The organism is Acinetobacter sp. WCHAc060033 (assembly GCF_004209125.1).
GTDB lineage: Bacteria > Pseudomonadota > Gammaproteobacteria > Pseudomonadales > Moraxellaceae > Acinetobacter > Acinetobacter wuhouensis.
This window is the reverse complement of the sequence record NZ_SGSW01000056.1, coordinates 1-18,531: the sequence shown is the minus strand read 5'-3', so window position 1 is coordinate 18,531 and position 18,531 is coordinate 1. Positions and strand designations below refer to the sequence as shown.

Genomic DNA, 18,531 nt, shown 5'->3' with positions numbered 1-18,531 from the left:
GCAAAGCACCGCTTTGCCCGAGTGCAAGAGTGAAGTTGCACTTCACTGCACACAGAAACTCAAATAAAAAACCCTTGTTATAAAACAAGGGTTTTCTGACTTAGAAACTAAAACTTAGTTTTTCTCTTTGTCTACGATTTTGTTTGCTTGAATCCAAGGCATCATCGCACGTAATTTACCACCAGTCACTTCGATACCGTGAGCTGCGTTTTGACGACGACGAGCAGTCATAGAAGGATAGTTCAACGCACCTTCTTGGATGAACATCTTCGCATACTCACCAGATTGGATACGTTTAAGCGCATTACGCATCGCTTCACGTGATTGGTCATTGATTACTTCAACGCCAGTTACATATTCGCCATATTCAGCATTGTTTGATACTGAATAGTTCATGTCCGCGATACCGCCTTCGAACATCAAATCAACGATCAATTTAAGTTCGTGTAAGCATTCGAAGTAAGCCATTTCTGGAGCATAACCTGCTTCAACCAAAGTTTCGAAGCCCATTTTAACCAATTCAACAGCACCACCACAAAGAACTGCTTGCTCACCGAATAAATCAGTTTCAGTTTCTTCACGGAAAGAAGTTTCGATGATACCTGTACGACCACCACCTACGCCTGAAGCATAAGAAAGCGCAACATTACGTGCATTACCAGAAGCATCTTGGTGAATCGCGATTAGGTCAGGAACACCAGAACCACGTTGGAATTCTGAACGTACAGTGTGACCAGGCGCTTTTGGTGCAACCATGATTACGTCTAAGTCAGCACGTGGCACAACTTGGTTATAAAGAACAGAGAAACCATGAGCAAATGCTAAAGTTGCACCTTGCTTGATGTTTGGCTCAATCACGTCACGGTAAAGTTGTGATTGGAATTCATCTGGAGTCAAGATCATTACTAAATCAGCTTGAGCAACAGCAGCAGGAACTTCAGACACTTTAAGACCTGAATTTTCAGCTTTTTTCCAAGAAGTAGAACCAGCACGTAAACCTACAGTTACGTCAACGCCAGAGTCTTTAAGGTTAAGCGCATGTGCGTGACCTTGTGAACCGTAACCAATGATCGCTACTTTTTTGCCTTGGATGATAGAAATATCTGTGTCTTTATCGTAAAAAATTTGCATTGCTGTCTCCGCTAAAATGCTGTGTTTCCTCTTCTTATCCTAAAGATTGTTTATTTTAAAAATCTTCTAGTCTAAGTCCCTCTCCACTTAAAGGAGAGGTTATACATGAGGTTATTAAAAATCAAATAAATTAATATTAAGTGTTGGTGAAATTAAAGTGATAAAACTTTTTCACCGCGAGCAATACCCGATACACCAGAGCGCACAACTTCGAGGATTGTATTCTCAGAAAGCGCATCGATAAAGCCATCAATTTTTTCAGTGGTACCTGCAATCTGAATCGTATAGCAGGTTGGTGTTACATCCACGATTTGTGCACGGAAAATATCTGCAGTACGCTTAATTTCAGCACGTGCTGAACCCAATGCTTTAACTTTAATTAGCATCAGTTCACGTTCGATATGCGCACCTTCTGACAAATCAACAACTTTTACCACTTCTACCAATTTGTTCAATTGTTTAGTGATTTTCTCAATTTGATGATCATCACCATAAGTGGTCAAAGTCAAACGAGATAAGGTTGGATCTTCAGTCGGTGCAACGTTTAAAGTTTCAATGTTATAACCACGTTGTGAAAACAAACCCACTAAACGAGAAAGCGCACCTGCTTCGTTTTCAACGAGTACGGAAATAATATGTCTCATTCTGTACGCTCCCCTTTAGACAACCACATATCTTTCATTGACTGACCAGCAACCAGCATTGGATACACATGCTCTGAACGGTCAACCATGACATTGATAAACACACATTTATCATTAATCGCCATTGCTTCTTGAAGTTTAGACTCCAACTCATCTGCATGATCGATTTGAATACCAACATGCCCATAAGCTTCCATCAGCTTGGCAAAATCTGGCAATGAGTCTACGTAAGAACTTGAATGACGTCCTTCATAGTTCATATCTTGCCATTGCTTAACCATACCTAAAGCACGGTTATTTAAGCATAAAATCTTAACATTCATACCGTATTGCTTACAGGTAGAAAGCTCTTGGATACACATCTGAATCGATGCTTCACCAGTAATACATACCACCTGTTGATCAGGGAATGCGAGTTTAGCAGCCATTGCATATGGCAAGCCCACACCCATCGTACCTAGACCACCCGAGTTGATCCATTGACGTGGACGTACGTAAGTATAATAAAGCGCGCCAAACATCTGATGCTGACCAACGTCAGAGGTAATAATTGCCTGACTATTTGTAACACGATCAAGCGCTTGAACCACTTGTTGTGGCTTCATCACACCATCAGTACCCGCTTCATAACGTAAGCCATGAACCTTACGCCACTCATTAATTTGAGACCACCATGCTGCAATATCTTCAGGATTTGGTTTAGAAACATTCAACTGTTTCAATTGAACCAACATTTCTTGAAGTACAGGCTCTACCGCACCCACGATCGGGATGTGCGCCATAATGGTTTTAGAAATGGTTGCAGGGTCAATATCAATATGAATGACTTTCGCATTTGGACAGAACTTAGCTGGGTTATTGGTCACACGGTCATCAAAACGTGCACCAATTGCCAAGATTAAATCTGCATTTGCCATAGTCATATTGGCTTCGTAGGTACCATGCATCCCCAACATACCCACAAATTGCGGATCGTTCCCTGGAAAAGCACCTAAGCCCATCAACGTATTGGTCACTGGGTAGTTCAATAGATGAGCAAGCTCTGTTAAAAGCTCAGAAGCATTGCCTTGAACAACACCACCACCTGTATAGATGATTGGACGTTTTGCATTAATCAGTTCATCAATCGCCTTACGGATTTGACCTGAGTGACCACGATGCGGAGGTTGATACGAACGCATCTTCACTTTTTCAGGGTATTCGTAAGCAAACTTCTCTGCTGGATTTGTTGCATCTTTTGGAATATCAACAACAACAGGACCTGGACGACCCGAAGATGCGATATAAAATGCTTTTTTAATAATTGCAGGAATTTCACTTGCATGACGCACTTGGAAACTGTGTTTTACGATTGGGCGTGAAATACCCACCATATCCGTTTCTTGGAATGCGTCTTCACCAATTAAATGTGTTGCAACCTGACCAGACAAAATCACCATCGGGATTGAGTCCATATAAGCCGTTGCAATTGGTGTAACAGTGTTAGTTGCACCTGGTCCAGAAGTGACCAGTACCACACCAGTTTTGCCTGTTACGCGCGAGTAAGCATCAGCCATATGACCAGCTGCTTGCTCATGGCGTACGAGGTAATGATTGATTTTATCTTGTTTAAATAGCGCATCATAAATATGTAATACAGCGCCGCCTGGATATCCAAAAACATGTTCAACGCCTTCGTCCGCTAATGCGCGAACAAGCATGTCACCACCAGATAAAAGTTCCAACGTATTCACCCTAATCTTTTTTCCACAGCACTATGGGAGACATAGACTGTGTTTCATTCATTGATTGTGCGCTCTGTTATAGCACACATATTTACTCGTTTTTGCAGCAATAGAAAAATAAATCTTCACACAACCGTTTGGGTTATATGAATCACAGAAATATGTTGGGATAAACATCTTTCGGTATGGGTCACTTTCTCGGCTTAGAGAAAATGCTATTGCTCGCTTTGATATTCTTAATCGAAGGGTGATCGAAAAAAACATCTGAAACTAAAGCAAGCATTTTTGTAGTTTTAGCGAACAATGTCAAGGTTTCTCATGGTGTTTTTATTGATTATTTACCAAGCGACTATTTTTAAAACTATTCCTTTTTTTTTGACATTTTATAAATAATTTTTCAATGACTTATAAGCCAATAAATTTGCAAAAGAATTATTTTCAAATTTATATTTTTGTATAAAATATACACATTATTTTAAATACTTCATTCAAGCTCAATCATCTCATGTATATTCAGAATTGAATGATTTATAATTTCTTTTGAACTGTAGTTTTGAACAATAATATTGGGAAATGGGTTTTCAAATGAAACAACTTCAGCGCTTTTCAAAAACGATTTTACTCTCTGCCATTTTTACAACTGTTACGATGAGCACAACAGCGACGCATGCGAAGCAGTATTATAAATGGGTCGATAGCAAAGGCTCTACGCATTACACCACCACACCACCACCCAAAAATGCACGCAGTAAAAGCAAAGTGAACACCTATGGTTATCATGGCAGTTCAACGTCTGTGACTGCACAAAACACTCAAACCAATACCAATCAAACCGCACCACAGAATATTCCACCAAATCCTGTTCAAACGGGACAAGTTGCAAACCAACCTGCAAACGCTCCAACTCAAAACAACACCCCAGCAGAACCTGTAAATTCAGAAGCAAGATAATATTTTCAGTTCAATGTTGGTATAAAAATAATTTCTACATTTTTCAGTCTTAAATCGAGCGCAAAATTCACTTTTCTGTGCATTTTGCGCTATGCTGTAGCACACAGTTTTTTAACCATTACGCTCAAATACATTTATGACTACTCATATTGACCCTGAATATCAAGCAAGTGCGATTGAGCCCCAAGTCCAGAAAGACTGGGAAGATCGCAAATCGTTTAAAGTTGCCGACACTGTAGAAGGTCCACGTCGTTATATCCTCTCGATGTTCCCTTACCCAAGTGGCAAACTGCATATGGGTCATGTGCGTAACTATACCATTGGCGATGTGATTAGCCGTTTCCACCGTCTCAAAGGAGAAACTGTCCTGCAACCCATGGGTTGGGATGCTTTCGGCTTGCCTGCTGAAAATGCTGCAATTGCCCATCAAGTTGCTCCAGCAAAATGGACATTTGAAAATATCGCATACATGCGTGACCAATTGAAAAAGCTTGGTCTTTCAGTGGATTGGGATCGTGAATTTGCAACCTGTACACCAGAATACTATCACTGGGAACAATGGTTATTTGTTCAGCTTTATAAAAAAGGCTTAATTTACCGTAAACTTTCGACGGTGAATTGGGATCCTGTAGACCAAACTGTTTTGGCAAATGAACAGGTTGAAAATGGTCGTGGTTGGCGTTCAGGTGCATTAGTTGAAAAACGTGATATTCCAATGTACTACTTCCGTATCACGGATTATGCACAAGAATTATTAGACGATTTAGATACTTTAAAAGATGGTTGGCCACAACAAGTCCTCACCATGCAACGTAACTGGATTGGTCGTTCACAAGGGATGGAAATCACGTTCCCTTCAGCACAACCTGATGTTTATGCAGATGGTTTGACGGTTTATACCACACGTGGCGATACCTTGATGGGTGTGACTTATGTTGCGGTTGCAGCAGAACATCCGATGGCGTTAAAAGCAGCAGAAAATAATGCAGAACTCAAAGCATTTATTGAAGAATGCCGAATGGGCTCAGTTGCTGAAGCTGATCTTGCCACTGCTGAAAAGAAAGGTATGGCAACAGGTCTTTCAGTAAAACATCCAATCACAGGTGAAGAAGTTCCTGTCTGGATCGCGAATTATGTGTTGATGTCATACGGTTCAGGCGCAGTCATGGCTGTGCCTGCACATGACGAACGTGATTTTGAATTTGCTAATAAATACAACTTGCCAATCCAACAAGTCATCGATGCCAAAGGCGCGGATGATGCAGATTATTCCGCAACTGAATGGCAGGAATGGTATGGCTCTAAAGAAGGCAAACTGGTTAATTCAGCAGAGTTTGACGGTTTAGACTTCCAGGCGGCTTATGATGCAATCCTTGCAAAATTAGAACCACAGACTTTGGCAAATGCGAAAGTTCAGTTCCGTTTACGTGACTGGGGTGTTTCCCGTCAGCGTTACTGGGGTTGTCCGATTCCAATGATCAACTGTGACAAATGTGGTCAAGTAACGGTACCTGAAGAACAACTTCCTGTTGTTTTACCAACTGATGTTGTACCCGATGGTTCAGGTAACCCTCTGAACAAAATGCCTGAGTTCTACCAGACGACTTGCCCATGTTGTGGTGGCGAAGCACGTCGTGAAACCGATACTTTAGATACGTTTGTAGAATCTTCTTGGTACTACGCTCGTTATGCTTCTCCTGATTTCACAGGCGGTTTAGTTAAGCCTGAAGCTGCACAATCATGGTTGCCTGTGAATCAATACATCGGTGGTGTTGAACACGCGATCCTGCATTTACTTTATGCACGTTTCTTCCATAAATTGATGCGTGATGAAGGTGTGGTACAAGGCAACGAGCCATTCACCAACTTGTTAACACAAGGCATGGTACTTGCAGATACTTACTATCGTGAATCTGAGTCAGGTAAGAAAACGTGGTTCAACCCTGCTGACATCGACTTGGAGCGTGATGAAAAAGGTCGTATCACTTCTGCCAAATATCAAGGTGATGGTCAAGAAGTGATTGTTGGCGGCCAGGAGAAAATGTCGAAATCGAAAAATAACGGTATCGACCCGCAAGCAATTATTGATCAATACGGTGCAGATACTGCACGTGTATTCATGATGTTTGCTGCACCACCAGATCAATCTCTTGAATGGTCAGATGCTGGTGTTGAGGGTGCAAACCGTTTCTTAAAACGTGTTTGGCGTTTAACCACTGGCTTCTTTGAAAAAGGCAACAATGCATCTGCCATTGATACTGCAAAACTGTCAACTGAAGCGCAAGACTTACGTCGTAAGACGCATGAAACCATCCAAAAAGTGGGTGATGACATCGAACGTCGTCATGCCTTTAACACAGCGATTGCTGCGTTGATGGAGTTATTAAATGCAAACAATAAGTTTGAAGCAAAAGATGATAATGACGTGGCAGTTGCACGTGAATCCATCATCACACTTCTTACTTTACTTGCACCATTTGCACCGCATTTAAGTCAAACTTTATTGGCTGAGTTTGGTATTGATTTAACTTCAGTATTGTTCCCTGCTGTAGATGAATCTGCGTTGACTCGTAATACGCAAACCATCGTGGTTCAGGTGAATGGTAAACTTCGTGGCAAATTGGAAGTGTCTGTAGATGCATCCAAAGACGACATTTTAGCGCAAGCAAAAGCATTACCAGAAGTTCAACAATTCTTGACGGGTCCAACCAAGAAAGAAATCGTTGTACCGAATAAGTTAGTGAATTTGGTGGTTTAAAATATACCTCACCCTAACCCTCTCCTTTAAGGAGAGGGAAACTCCTTCTCCCTTTGGGAGAAGGTTGGGATGAGGGTAATTAAATTTACTCTTCCTTCTGGATGAGGAACTAAAAGCCTACAAAGCCCGTTGTCATTCAACGGGCTTTGACTTTACAATCCAACTTAAGATTTTTAAATTATTTTCCATTGTGGAAATTTTGAGGACACCACATGCATTTAGTTCAACGTGTTGCAGCAGTTGTATTAACTTTGGGTCTAAGTGCAGGCTTAGTCGGTTGTGGTTTCCATTTAAAAGGAACCAATCCGCAAGCAACGCCTTTGGTTTATACAAAACTTCAATTGGTACTGCCTAAAAATACTGAAGACTTAGAAAAAAAACTCAGCGTCTACTTAACTGCGACAGGTGTACAACTGAGTAATGCCAATGATGCTTATGTGCTCCGTGTACTTGACTATAAACCTGTGCGCCATGAGTTAAATGGTAAATTAGTTGAAACGATTTTACGTCTTTCTGTGACTTTTCAAATTGAAGATAAACAAGGCAATCCGATTACTGAACCACGTACCTTAAACGCTTCACGCAGTTATCAATATGATGTAGCAACAGTTAACACGGATGACCAACAGTATAAATACCTAAGCCAAATCGTGATTGATGATATTGCACAGCAAATGTCACGTCAGATTGCAGCCAATCGTTTGCCAAAAGCGCGTATTACGCCAACTCAATCTGTTGCTCAATAATTAAAATTTAAGAAATCTCTATGAAACTTGACTATTTACAAGCCCTTAAACGTGTCGATGAAGCGCGAGGCGTTTGGATTTTACATGGTCAAGAACCTTTATTAGAACAAAACCTACTTGATGCCTTGAGAAAGAGTTGGACAAAGCATGAAATTGAACGACAACGCCATGATTTAAATAGTGTTTCAGACTGGAAAAATGTCTTTAATGCTTTAAATAGCTTGTCGCTTTTTTCTCAACATCTGGCTTTAGAAGTTCATGGCAATATCAAACCTGATGCCAATGGACTAAAACAACTTAAACAATATATTCAGCACAATGAACATAATCTATTGATCATTGTATTGCCGAAGCAAGATTCAAATAGTTTAAAATCTGCTTTTTTCCAAACCGTTGAAGCCAATGGCGTGGTGGTTTCGTTAACAGCCACTTATGCACAAGACCGCCAACGCATTTTAAGCATTGAAGCAGAAAAATTGGGCATCCAACTCAATCAAGATGCATGGACATGGCTTGAACAACACCATGAACATAATTTATTGGCTGCTAAAAACAGCTTAATGCGTGTCACAGACACCTTTCCTGATCAACAAACCATTGAAATAGATCATTTACAACAATGTTTACAAGATCAATCTCGCTATAGTACTTTTGATCTCAGTGATGCTTTGATCCAAGGGAATCTCGCCTTATCCATAAAAATTTTTCAATATCTTTTAGAATCTGGCGAACCTGATAGTTTAATTCTGTGGACAATCAGTAAAGAAATGCGTCTATTGATGCAACTTTATGAACAACCGCAAAATGCCTTACAACTCGGTATTTGGAAAACTAAGATTTCTTTGTATCAACAAGCACTTAGACGTTTAAATCCGCACTCATTTTTAACTTGGCCACAGCTTTTACTACGTGTAGATGCGGCAATTAAAGGCATGAGTCAAGAACGCCCCGAGCATATTATCCAGCAATGCATTGCTGAACTCTGTGGAAAAACGCTATTTATAAATCACTGATCAGCTTAGAATTCAATATATTATCATTATATAAAATAATTCTCATTTTCATTCATTTAAAAAAATCCACGCTTTATCCTTATTTACTCATTATAATTTGATCAATTTTTCACTTTACCTACTTATTGCTATGCCTAAAATAAAACCTGCAAAAATCATTGTTATAGCGGTCTGCCTTGCTATTGTTGCAGCAGCTGCATGGTACTTCCTCAAACCTAAAAATGTTCAACCTCAATATATTACAGCAGAAGTTACCCGTAGTGATATTGAAGACTCTGTCCTTGCAACAGGTGATCTAGAAGCCACAAAAATGGTCAGTGTCGGGGCACAGGTTTCTGGTCAGGTGAAAAAGATGTATGTGAAATTGGGCGACCAAGTTAAACAAGGTCAACTGATTGCACAAATTGACTCTGTTCGTCAGACCAATGATTTAAAAACAGCAGAAGCAAGTATTAAAAATCAGCAAGCACAACTTGCCACCAAGCAAGCCAACTTAGCCAAAGCAGAAGCAGAATATAATCGTCAAAAAAATATGTATGCTCAGGATGCAACATCAAAGGCGGAATATGAAAGTGCTTTAGCTGCATTTAAAACTGCTCAAGCCGAGATTGCATCGATGAATGCGCAAATTGAACAATCGCGCTTAACCCTCGCAACTGCCAAAGAAGATTTAGGTTATACCCAGATTAGCGCTCCGATGGATGGCACTGTTGTGGCAATTGTGACCGAAGAAGGTCAAACGGTGAATGCCAATCAAAGTGCGCCAACCATTGTTAAATTGGCTAAGTTAGACACCATGACCATTAAAGCTCAGATTTCTGAAGCAGATGTAATGAAAGTTGAAGAAGGACAAAAAGTTTATTTCACAACTTTGGGGGATAGCGAGAAAAAACGTTATGCAACTTTGCGTCAAGTTGAGCCTGCACCAGAGTCAATCAATACCGAAACAAGCTCAAATTCTTCGTCATCATCAAGCACCGCAATTTACTATAACGCACTGTTTGATGTGCCGAATGATGATGGAAAATTGCGTATTGATATGACTGCTCAAGTTTATATTATCTTGGCTGATGTGAAGAATGCGCTTTCAATTCCAGCAGCGGCTTTGCAAAATTCAAATCGTCCACAACGAGCTAAATCTAGCAACAGTTCCAATGCAAATGGCGCGAATGCAGATACATCCAAATCTGCTTCTGCACCGAATAAAGATGCTAAAAAATCAGATGATCGTCCTGAACGTTTAGAATTGACTGCCGATGAAAAAGCATTGGTTGATCAAGGCAAAGCTTCTGTTTCCGTTGTTCGTGTCTTACAAGCAGATGGTTCTGCAAAACGCAAACAAGTTTTAGTCGGTTTAAATAACCGTGTTACGGCGCAAATTATTCGTGGTCTAAAAGAAGGCGAACAAGTGGTCATTGCCGATGGCTCTGATACCTCGAATGATTCTGCAAAACGTAGTAACCGTGGTGGGATGAGATTTTAAATATGGATCAAAACAATCAGAGTAATCGCCCATTATTAGAGGTGAGCAATCTGATTCGTGAGTTCCCCGCTGGTGAATCTACGATTCAGATTTTAAAAAGTATCAATCTCAAGATTTATGCTGGAGAGTTGGTTGCCATCGTCGGGCAATCAGGTTCAGGTAAATCCACATTAATGAATATTTTAGGCTGTCTGGATCAACCGACTTCAGGCAGTTATCAGGTCAATGGACGCGAAACACGTGAACTTGAGCCTGATGAATTGGCGCAATTGCGTCGTGAATATTTTGGCTTTATTTTCCAGCGTTATCATTTGCTCGGTGACTTGACTGCGGCAGGCAATGTCGAAGTTCCTGCGATTTATGCGGGGATGGATCCAACTGTGCGCCAACAACGCTCACAGGAAATTTTGACTGAGCTGGGTTTAGGTGAAAAGACGCAGAACCGTCCCAATCAACTTTCAGGTGGTCAGCAACAACGTGTCTCTATTGCCCGTGCCTTAATGAATGGTGGGGATGTGATTCTTGCCGATGAACCCACAGGTGCATTGGATAAGAATAGTGGTGTTGAAGTGATGCGTATTCTGCGCGAGCTGAATTCCAAAGGTCATACCATCATTCTGGTTACCCATGATATGAATGTGGCGAAAAATGCCACACGTATTATTGAAATCAGTGATGGCAATATCATTGCCGATAATCCCAATACACCACAGCATGATGATGAAATTGAGGTTGTCGCCGAACCAGAATCTAAGGTAAATCGCAAAAAATCATCGAAATGGCGTTCTGCGATAGATCGTTTTGCTGAAGCATTTAACATGGCTTTATTGGCCATGAATGCGCATCGTATGCGTACCTTCCTCACCATGCTCGGGATCATTATCGGGATTGCATCGGTAGTATCTGTCGTCGCGCTCGGGAATGGTTCACAAAAGCAAATTTTGGAAAATATCAGCAGTTTGGGAACCAATACCATTACGGTATTCCAAGGGCGTGGCTTTGGTGATAACTCCAAAACTGCACAATTTAAAACCTTGATTCCTGCCGATGCTGAAGCACTGTCTGAACAGCCTTATGTAGAAGCGGTTAGCCCAACAGTAAATAGCAGTGTCACGGCGCGTTTTAAAGATACTGAAGCCTCAGCGACTGTGAATGGTGTCAGCAATGATTTCTTTAATGTCAGAGGGCTAGAATTTACATCGGGGCAAGCGTTTGACAAACAAAGTGTTACCCAACAAGCTCAAGATGTGGTGATTGATTCCAATACCAAAAATACTTTTTTCAGCGATGGTACTGATCCACTCGGACAAGTGATTTTACTCGGTAGTGTACCAAGTCGAATTATCGGTGTGGTCGATGCCCAACAAGGCATGATGGGAAATTCTGACAGTTTAAATGTCTATTTACCTTATTCAACTGTCATGAGTCGTATGCTCGGTCAAGCCAATGTGCGGAGCATCATTGTCCGTGTTAAAGATACCTATCCGACTGCGGTTGCGGAAAATGCCATTCTCAGTTTGTTGGAACAACGTCATGGTGCGCAAGATGTCTTTACGCAAAACTCCGACAGTATTCGCCAAACCATTGAACAAACTACGCAAACCATGACTTTATTGGTATCTGCAATTGCGGTGATTTCATTGGTTGTTGGTGGTATTGGGGTCATGAATATCATGCTGGTTTCAGTCACTGAACGTACTCAAGAGATTGGTGTACGGATGGCAGTGGGTGCACGTCAAAGTGATATCCTGCAACAATTCCTGATTGAAGCAATCCTTGTTTGTATCTTAGGGGGAATTCTGGGTGTACTACTCTCTCTTGGAATTGGACAATTGATTAGCCATGTTGCCAAAGGTAGTTTCCAAATGGCGTATTCAACCACGTCAATCATTGCTGCCTTTGTATGTTCAACCTTGATCGGTGTAGTGTTTGGATTTATCCCTGCACGCAATGCAGCGCAATTGAACCCTGTTGATGCACTTTCACGTGAATGATTAAAGAATAAGGAAAATATAATGCAAATGAATTTAACGAAGCTTGCAACTACCTTGATTCTTGGAAGTTCATTGATCGGTTGCGCAGCAGTGGTCAAAACACCTTATCAAGCGCCTGCGGTACAAGTGCCAAGTGGCTTTGCTTATGACAATGCAAAATCTAAGCAAATTCAAACCGATTTGTATGCAGACCAATGGTGGACATTGTTTGGTGATACTCAACTCAATCAATTGGTTGATCAAGTCATTCAAAAAAATGCCGACTTGGCTGTGGCTGGAATTAATTTACAAACTGCGCGTTTAAAAGCGGGTTTGGCACGTGATCAGCAAGGTCCACGTGTTAGCTCAGGTGTTTCAACTGGACATTCATTTGATTTAAATTCTGGTGATGATTCTGCAAAAGGGCTATCCCTTAGTGCGGGCGTGAGTTATCAAGTTGACTTGTTTGGAAAATTAGCACGTCAAACTGAAGCAGCTAAATGGGAATCTTTAGCTACTGAACAAGACTTACAAGCCACTGGTCAAACATTGATTGGTACAACAGCAAATTTATATTGGCAATTGGGTTATCTCAATGAGCGTTATAGCACAGCGCAACAAAGCCTTGCTTCAACGCAAAAAACTTATGAATTGGTTCGTACTCAATATAAAGCTGGTGCAGTTTCTGGTTTGGATTTAACTCAGGCTGAACAATCTGTTCAAAGCCAAAAAGCCAGTTTAAGTCAGATTGAACAACAATTGGTAGAAACACGAACAGCCTTAGCGGTGTTATTGCAAATTCCTGTTCAACAGTTGAATATCCAAGAACCGAAAAAATTACCGCGTATCGCCTTACCAAATATTTCTGCTGGTTTACCTGCAGATATTTTGTCTCGCCGTCCTGACTTAAGAGCTGCGGAATTACGTTTACGTGAATCTTTAGCAAATAAGGATGCCACTAAAGCCAGTTACTACCCTTCAATCAGTTTGACTGGAAGTTTGGGTTCGACCAGTACGTCTTTGGCGAATTTATTGAAGAATCCTGCGTTGACTTTAGGTGCGAGTCTAAGTCTGCCTTTCCTACAATATAATGATATGCAAAAAGATTTGAAGATCAGTGAATTGGATTATGAAAAATCCATTATTCAGTATCGCAATACTTTATACCAAGCCTTTGCAGATACTGAAAATGCACTTTCGAATCGAACTGAATTGGATAAGCAAGTGGCTTTGCAACAGCGTAATTTAGAGCTTGCAGAAAAGACTGAGCGTTTAACAGAAGTGCGTTATCGTAATGGTGCAATTGCATTGAAAAGTTTATTGGATGCACAAGAAACCACACGTAATGCACGTTTGTCTTTGGTGCAAACTAAGCAGAGTCAATACAATGCTTATGTGACTCTGATGCAGGCTTTGGGTGGAAGTCCGATTAAGTCGTTGTCTTGATTTTATTGATAGTAAAAAGCTCGAAAGGGCTTTTTACATTTCTAGGATTTTAATAACAAGAACTTTCTTTTTGATATATAGAATATACTCTATCCTTACACCATATATAAACAACTCTATAATTTTAAAGAATATGATCAATCAAAACCTAACCATTATTTTATTATCTACTTTTGCTTTAAGTGCTTGTGCTAAAAGTACTAATGAGTCACAGACGACTTTTGCTAATCAAAAAAATGCTTCGCCTGAGCTACAATCCAAAATTCAAAAATTGATTGAAAAAACCCAAAAAATATGATTTTTGTAGAAGGTGGCACCTTTATGATGGGCGACTTTGATTACTATGATAATAATATTGACAGCAAACCTGTACATAAGGTGACTTTAGACAGTTTTAGTATGAATGCTTACAAAACGACTTATGAGGATTTGGATATTTATAGTGAAGTCGCCAAAACACCAAAAGTCGTGTCAAAAGACTCACACTCTTCCAAATACAGATATTCGGTTTCAGCTGCAGATGTTTGATAGCAAGAGGGACGAAATTATTGCCAATGGTTGGGTAAACAACTCAATCTAAATATGGACTTGCCTACTGAAGCCCAATGGGAGTATGCAGCACGCAATAAAGATCAAAAGATTCACTTTCCAACCAATACTGGAAAAATTGAGGATGGTATTAATGTCTGGAGTTATGAGCAAAGAATTGAGTTACGCCATAAAAATAAAGCCCCTAAATCATTATTTTCTGAAATAGGTCAATTTCCACCCTCAGCTTTAGGCTTTTATGATTTAATTACAGATAACTATGAATGGATGCTTGATTGGTATGCTACAGACTACTATCAGCATTCTCCTGAAAAAACCCACAAGGCCCTAAGACAGGGACTGAAAAAGTATTACGTAGTTCTAAACCTCTAGATGGTCAAACCTTACTAATGGGCGAAGGCTTAACCGCACGACGTAGTCACGCTCACCCAATACAGCCCTCAGAAAGTGATTTTCCACAAAAATTCAAAGGTATTTTAAATCCTAATTTTGAAAACTCGGTGCGTTGTGTAGTAAATCAGCAAAAACCTATTTTATAAACATTAAATATCATGAATTGATCAATTATGCTTACTGTTTTAACAAAATCAATCTTTATCAACATGGTACATCCGTCTAACATAGAAAAAATGATTCGTTTGGATATAAGAAATGCTAAAACAAAATATAATTGCGATCTTCCTATCAAGTGTTGCTTTAACCGCTTGTGCAAAAAACACGTCTGAGGCTCCTCAGACTAAAGCACAACAAGCAAATACCGAGATTAATCCTGAGCTACAAACAGAAATAAATAAATTATTAGAAAAAACAAAAAAGAATATGATCTTTGTCAAAGGGGGCTCCTTTATGATGGGGGACTTTGATTTCTATGATAATAATATTGACAGTAAACCCGTACATAAGGTGACTTTAGACAGTTTTAGTATGAATGCTTACAAAGCGACTTATGAGGATTTGGATATTTATAGTGAAGCCACCAATACACCAAAAGTCGTGTCAAAAGACTCACACTCTTCCAAATACAGATATCCAGTTTCAGCGGCAGGGGTTTCATGGCAAGAGGGACGAAATTACTGCCAATGGTTAGGTAAACAACTCAATCTAAATATGGACTTGCCTACTGAAGCCCAATGGGAATATGCAGCACGCAATAAAGGTCAAAAGATTCACTTTCCAACTAATACTGGAGAAATTGAAGATGGAATCAATGTTTGGGACTTTGACCAAAGAGAAGCACTAGTGAGAGAATTTAAGTCTGTGGGTGCCAATATTTCAGTCATTGGTCGATATCCTCCTTCTGCTTTAGGTTTTTATGATTTAATTACAGATAACTATGAATGGATGCTTGATTGGTATGCCGCAGACTACTATCAGCATTCCCCTGAAAAAAACCCACAAGGACCCAAAATAGGTTCTGAGAAAGTCTTACGTAGTTCTAAACCTCTAGATGGTCAAACCCTGCAAATGGGTGAGGGCTTGACTGTACGTCGTAGCCATGCTCACCCAGTACAACGTATTGACTATCCAGATGATTTTAAAGGAAGTATAAATGCAAACTTTAAAAATGCTGTGCGTTGTGTAGTAAATCAGCAAAAACCGATTGTATAAAATTACTAGAAATAGCTATATCAAGTCTAAACCTGATATAGCTGAATTTCCTTGTCATCAAAAGGTTCCAACACATCTAAATTTGAAGCCAAAATAGCATCATTCTCAGCATAACCTTCGATATAATCTAACTGCTTAAATTGTATATCATCCTGATTTCGGACAATCAAATGATTTAGAGGATATCCTTTAATCGGCTTCGCCTGTTTACGATATTTTAAATAGTCTTTTAACCATTTGTTTTCTCGACCTCCTTCATAATCAAAACCACTATTTAAGATTCGAATAATATCTTCAGCGATGCTTTTATCTTCACCATAGTTGAGAAAACGAATAATATCCCCTTCGATTTTCTGCATGGCACTTGCCGACTGGGACGTTGCCCTTGGATGAACATGCTGAATCACATTCATCCATTCACGGGTTGAAATGCAGGTTTTAAAAATATTAATTATGGCATTTTTTCGTGCTACAAAACGATTAACCTCGAGATCCAGATTATTAAGGCTAATTGTCATATCAAATAATGAAGCCGTAGGGGTCGACCAATGTGTCACCCCATAAATCAATATCCCCTTGCTTTCAGGTGAGGCTCTCACCAAACCTTCTAATCCATTCGGAGAGTTAACATTCATGGCAACTCTATATCTTTGCTGATCTGAAGATATACTATCAATCCATCTACCATACCCTTCGACTAAAAATTCAACTTGTTGAGTAAGGGGGTGATCATCACCAATGCAATAGGCCAATATTTGAGCCAATGTACTAAAAGCCAATTTATGTATATAAAGTAATTGCTTAAACGAAGCTTGCAATAGTTGGCTTCTGACAAACAGGGCAAAATGCATCATTTGTTTAAAATCCACTTCAAAATCAAGTGAACCTTTGGCACCAATTCCCCAACATAAATGCAAAGCAACACGAAATTTAAACTTACCTCCCTGAAGAAATATTTGGAATTTTCCTTCAAATCCACCACCAATACTTCCTCCTAAAGTAGGAGCTGCAGAGGCAATATTGACAAATTTAGGTGGACTCTCTGTTTTATCGTTATACCACTCCAAGGATGCCATAACTGTCACCCCCAATTGAGCACCAGCAAAGGCTTTTACTTCGGCAGCAACTTGGTTTTCAGTGGTCTTATCAAAGTCAGCATCTGTAGGTTCTAATCTACCACCAGAGTTAGCATTGGTTCGACTTGGCTTTCGAGTGGTAGGGTAAACAACTTGCGGAGCACCAACTCTCATCGGCAAATCCACTGATAAATTACCAGTCAAGCCAATATTAGCTCCTGAAAAACCGTGTAAGGTACATCCACGTATAAAACGTATTGTCCCTAATGCCATATCACCAATAGCTAGATTCCACCCATTCTCACTTGGGCAAAAGCTTCTCCATTCTTTTTGTTTTTCAAACAAAACGAATTTTGCAGAAAGATCACCTTTCGCCCGTATTGACACACCTTTATTTGTGGCATGTATAGAAGCTTCTCCACCATTTCCAGCAACCAATCTCATCCACTGAGACTCAACACTGACATTGGTACCATTACTGTTTTGATATTGTTTCGCAAGTTCGCCACCTATTCCCCCAATCATGTCATAAATTGCTTTTTCATCACTACCAAATTTCTTTTTATATATTTCTAAACTTAACTTATCCTTTAATTCCTCGAAACTTTTATTCAGTTCCTTTAAATCAATTTCGATATCTCCATCTTCCTTATGGTTTCTTGATTTTATTGCACCTCCTTTAATTTTAACTTTCATTTCACTATTTAAGCGTTTGGATTTTAACTGATCATATTCTTTAGCAGTTAAATATTTCCTTAACAAATTTTTCTGTCCAGTTTTTGTATCACCAGTAGTTTCTAACACTAAAACTTCGCGTAAATCTGCCTTATCAGAAAACTTTTCGTTTATCTTTTCTACTGCTTTTTTCTGATTTATATTTAATCTTTTCTCGATTTCCTCAATTTCCTCTGGAGTTCTAGCGATATACTTCATTTTTTCATCTAACTCATATTTAGTTCGATGAACATTTTTGATTGATTCTTCCAAATCTCTTGTAATTTTTTCAAATGTATTAAAAACTTCTTGTGGCAGGATAAGCAATTCATCAGTGTGCGGATTTACAATAATTGGTAATTTTTGTGCTTTACCTAAACCCAAAGTTTTATTCGGATCAGGAGCTGTTCCTCCCATAGATACACCTATTTTAATTTGTTGAATTTGTTTATCATCTACGCAAACTACAGGTGAAAAAAAATCGCCAAATATATCACTACTACCAATTTTATATTTCACTTGATTTTCTTTATAAGTAAATGCAACTCCTGTTAAACCATTTTTCTCAACACTTTTAGGCATATTATTTAATATCGGCTCTTTATTATTTTTCTCAAAAATTTGATATTTTAAATAACTAATAGGTTTACCTTGACCATCAATAAACTGATAGACAGAATATGATTTAAAATACAAAATACTCTGCTTAAGAGTT

General features: G+C 39.5%; 12 protein-coding genes and 1 pseudogene. 9 read left to right on the top strand and 4 right to left on the bottom strand.

Annotation, left to right across the window (positions count from 1 at the left end):
- Positions 1-114: 114 nt before the first annotated feature.
- The 3 genes from ilvC to EXE10_RS17970 form a co-directional block, all read right to left on the bottom strand.
- On the bottom strand, positions 115-1,131 hold the full coding sequence (gene ilvC / locus EXE10_RS17980; protein WP_087553585.1) for a ketol-acid reductoisomerase: 1,017 nt from the start codon (positions 1,129-1,131) through the stop codon (positions 115-117).
- Positions 1,132-1,283: 152 nt separating this feature from the next.
- A complete protein-coding gene (gene ilvN, locus EXE10_RS17975) occupies positions 1,284-1,775 on the bottom strand; it encodes an acetolactate synthase small subunit (RefSeq protein WP_068973259.1) in 492 nt (163 codons plus the stop codon).
- The gene (locus tag EXE10_RS17970; protein WP_130114303.1) at positions 1,772-3,499 is read right to left on the bottom strand and encodes an acetolactate synthase 3 large subunit; all 1,728 of its coding nucleotides are present in this window, start codon (positions 3,497-3,499) and stop codon (positions 1,772-1,774) included. The genes ilvN and EXE10_RS17970 overlap by 4 nt, the downstream gene beginning before the upstream one ends.
- A 585-nt stretch (positions 3,500-4,084) precedes the next feature.
- Between EXE10_RS17970 and EXE10_RS17965 the strand changes: the two genes are divergently transcribed.
- The 9 genes and pseudogenes from EXE10_RS17965 (at position 4,085) to EXE10_RS17925 (ending at position 16,026) form a co-directional block, all read left to right on the top strand.
- Positions 4,085-4,450 carry a DUF4124 domain-containing protein gene (locus EXE10_RS17965; RefSeq protein WP_130114302.1) on the top strand — a complete coding sequence of 122 codons (366 nt, stop codon included), beginning with the start codon at positions 4,085-4,087 and terminating at the stop codon, positions 4,448-4,450.
- A 136-nt stretch (positions 4,451-4,586) separates the two neighbouring features.
- Positions 4,587-7,208: a leucine--tRNA ligase gene (gene leuS / locus EXE10_RS17960; RefSeq protein ID WP_130114301.1), complete on the top strand. Its 2,622-nt coding sequence runs from the start codon at positions 4,587-4,589 to the stop codon at positions 7,206-7,208.
- Positions 7,209-7,420: 212 nt separating this feature from the next.
- On the top strand, positions 7,421-7,954 hold the full coding sequence (locus EXE10_RS17955) for a hypothetical protein (protein ID WP_068973256.1): 534 nt from the start codon (positions 7,421-7,423) through the stop codon (positions 7,952-7,954).
- 20 nt (positions 7,955-7,974) lie between these two features.
- Positions 7,975-8,967: a DNA polymerase III subunit delta gene (gene holA / locus EXE10_RS17950; protein ID WP_130114300.1), complete on the top strand. Its 993-nt coding sequence runs from the start codon at positions 7,975-7,977 to the stop codon at positions 8,965-8,967.
- A 130-nt stretch (positions 8,968-9,097) separates the two neighbouring features.
- Positions 9,098-10,450: a MacA family efflux pump subunit gene (locus EXE10_RS17945; protein WP_130114299.1), complete on the top strand. Its 1,353-nt coding sequence runs from the start codon at positions 9,098-9,100 to the stop codon at positions 10,448-10,450.
- Between the two features lie 2 nt (positions 10,451-10,452).
- Positions 10,453-12,444 carry a MacB family efflux pump subunit gene (locus tag EXE10_RS17940; protein ID WP_130114298.1) on the top strand — a complete coding sequence of 664 codons (1,992 nt, stop codon included), beginning with the start codon at positions 10,453-10,455 and terminating at the stop codon, positions 12,442-12,444.
- 21 nt (positions 12,445-12,465) lie between these two features.
- Positions 12,466-13,869 (top strand): efflux transporter outer membrane subunit, encoded by a 1,404-nt coding sequence (locus EXE10_RS17935; protein ID WP_130114297.1) that lies wholly within the window; start codon positions 12,466-12,468, stop codon positions 13,867-13,869.
- Between the two features lie 133 nt (positions 13,870-14,002).
- Positions 14,003-14,957 (top strand): annotated as a pseudogene (locus EXE10_RS17930) (formylglycine-generating enzyme family protein).
- Positions 14,958-15,069: 112 nt separating this feature from the next.
- Entirely contained in the window at positions 15,070-16,026 is a 957-nt protein-coding gene (locus EXE10_RS17925) for a formylglycine-generating enzyme family protein (protein WP_068973251.1), read from the top strand.
- Between the two features lie 26 nt (positions 16,027-16,052).
- Here the strand turns inward: EXE10_RS17925 and EXE10_RS21570 are convergent.
- On the bottom strand, positions 16,053-18,531 hold a 2,479-nt coding region (locus tag EXE10_RS21570), incomplete at its 5' end, for a hypothetical protein (protein WP_165383046.1).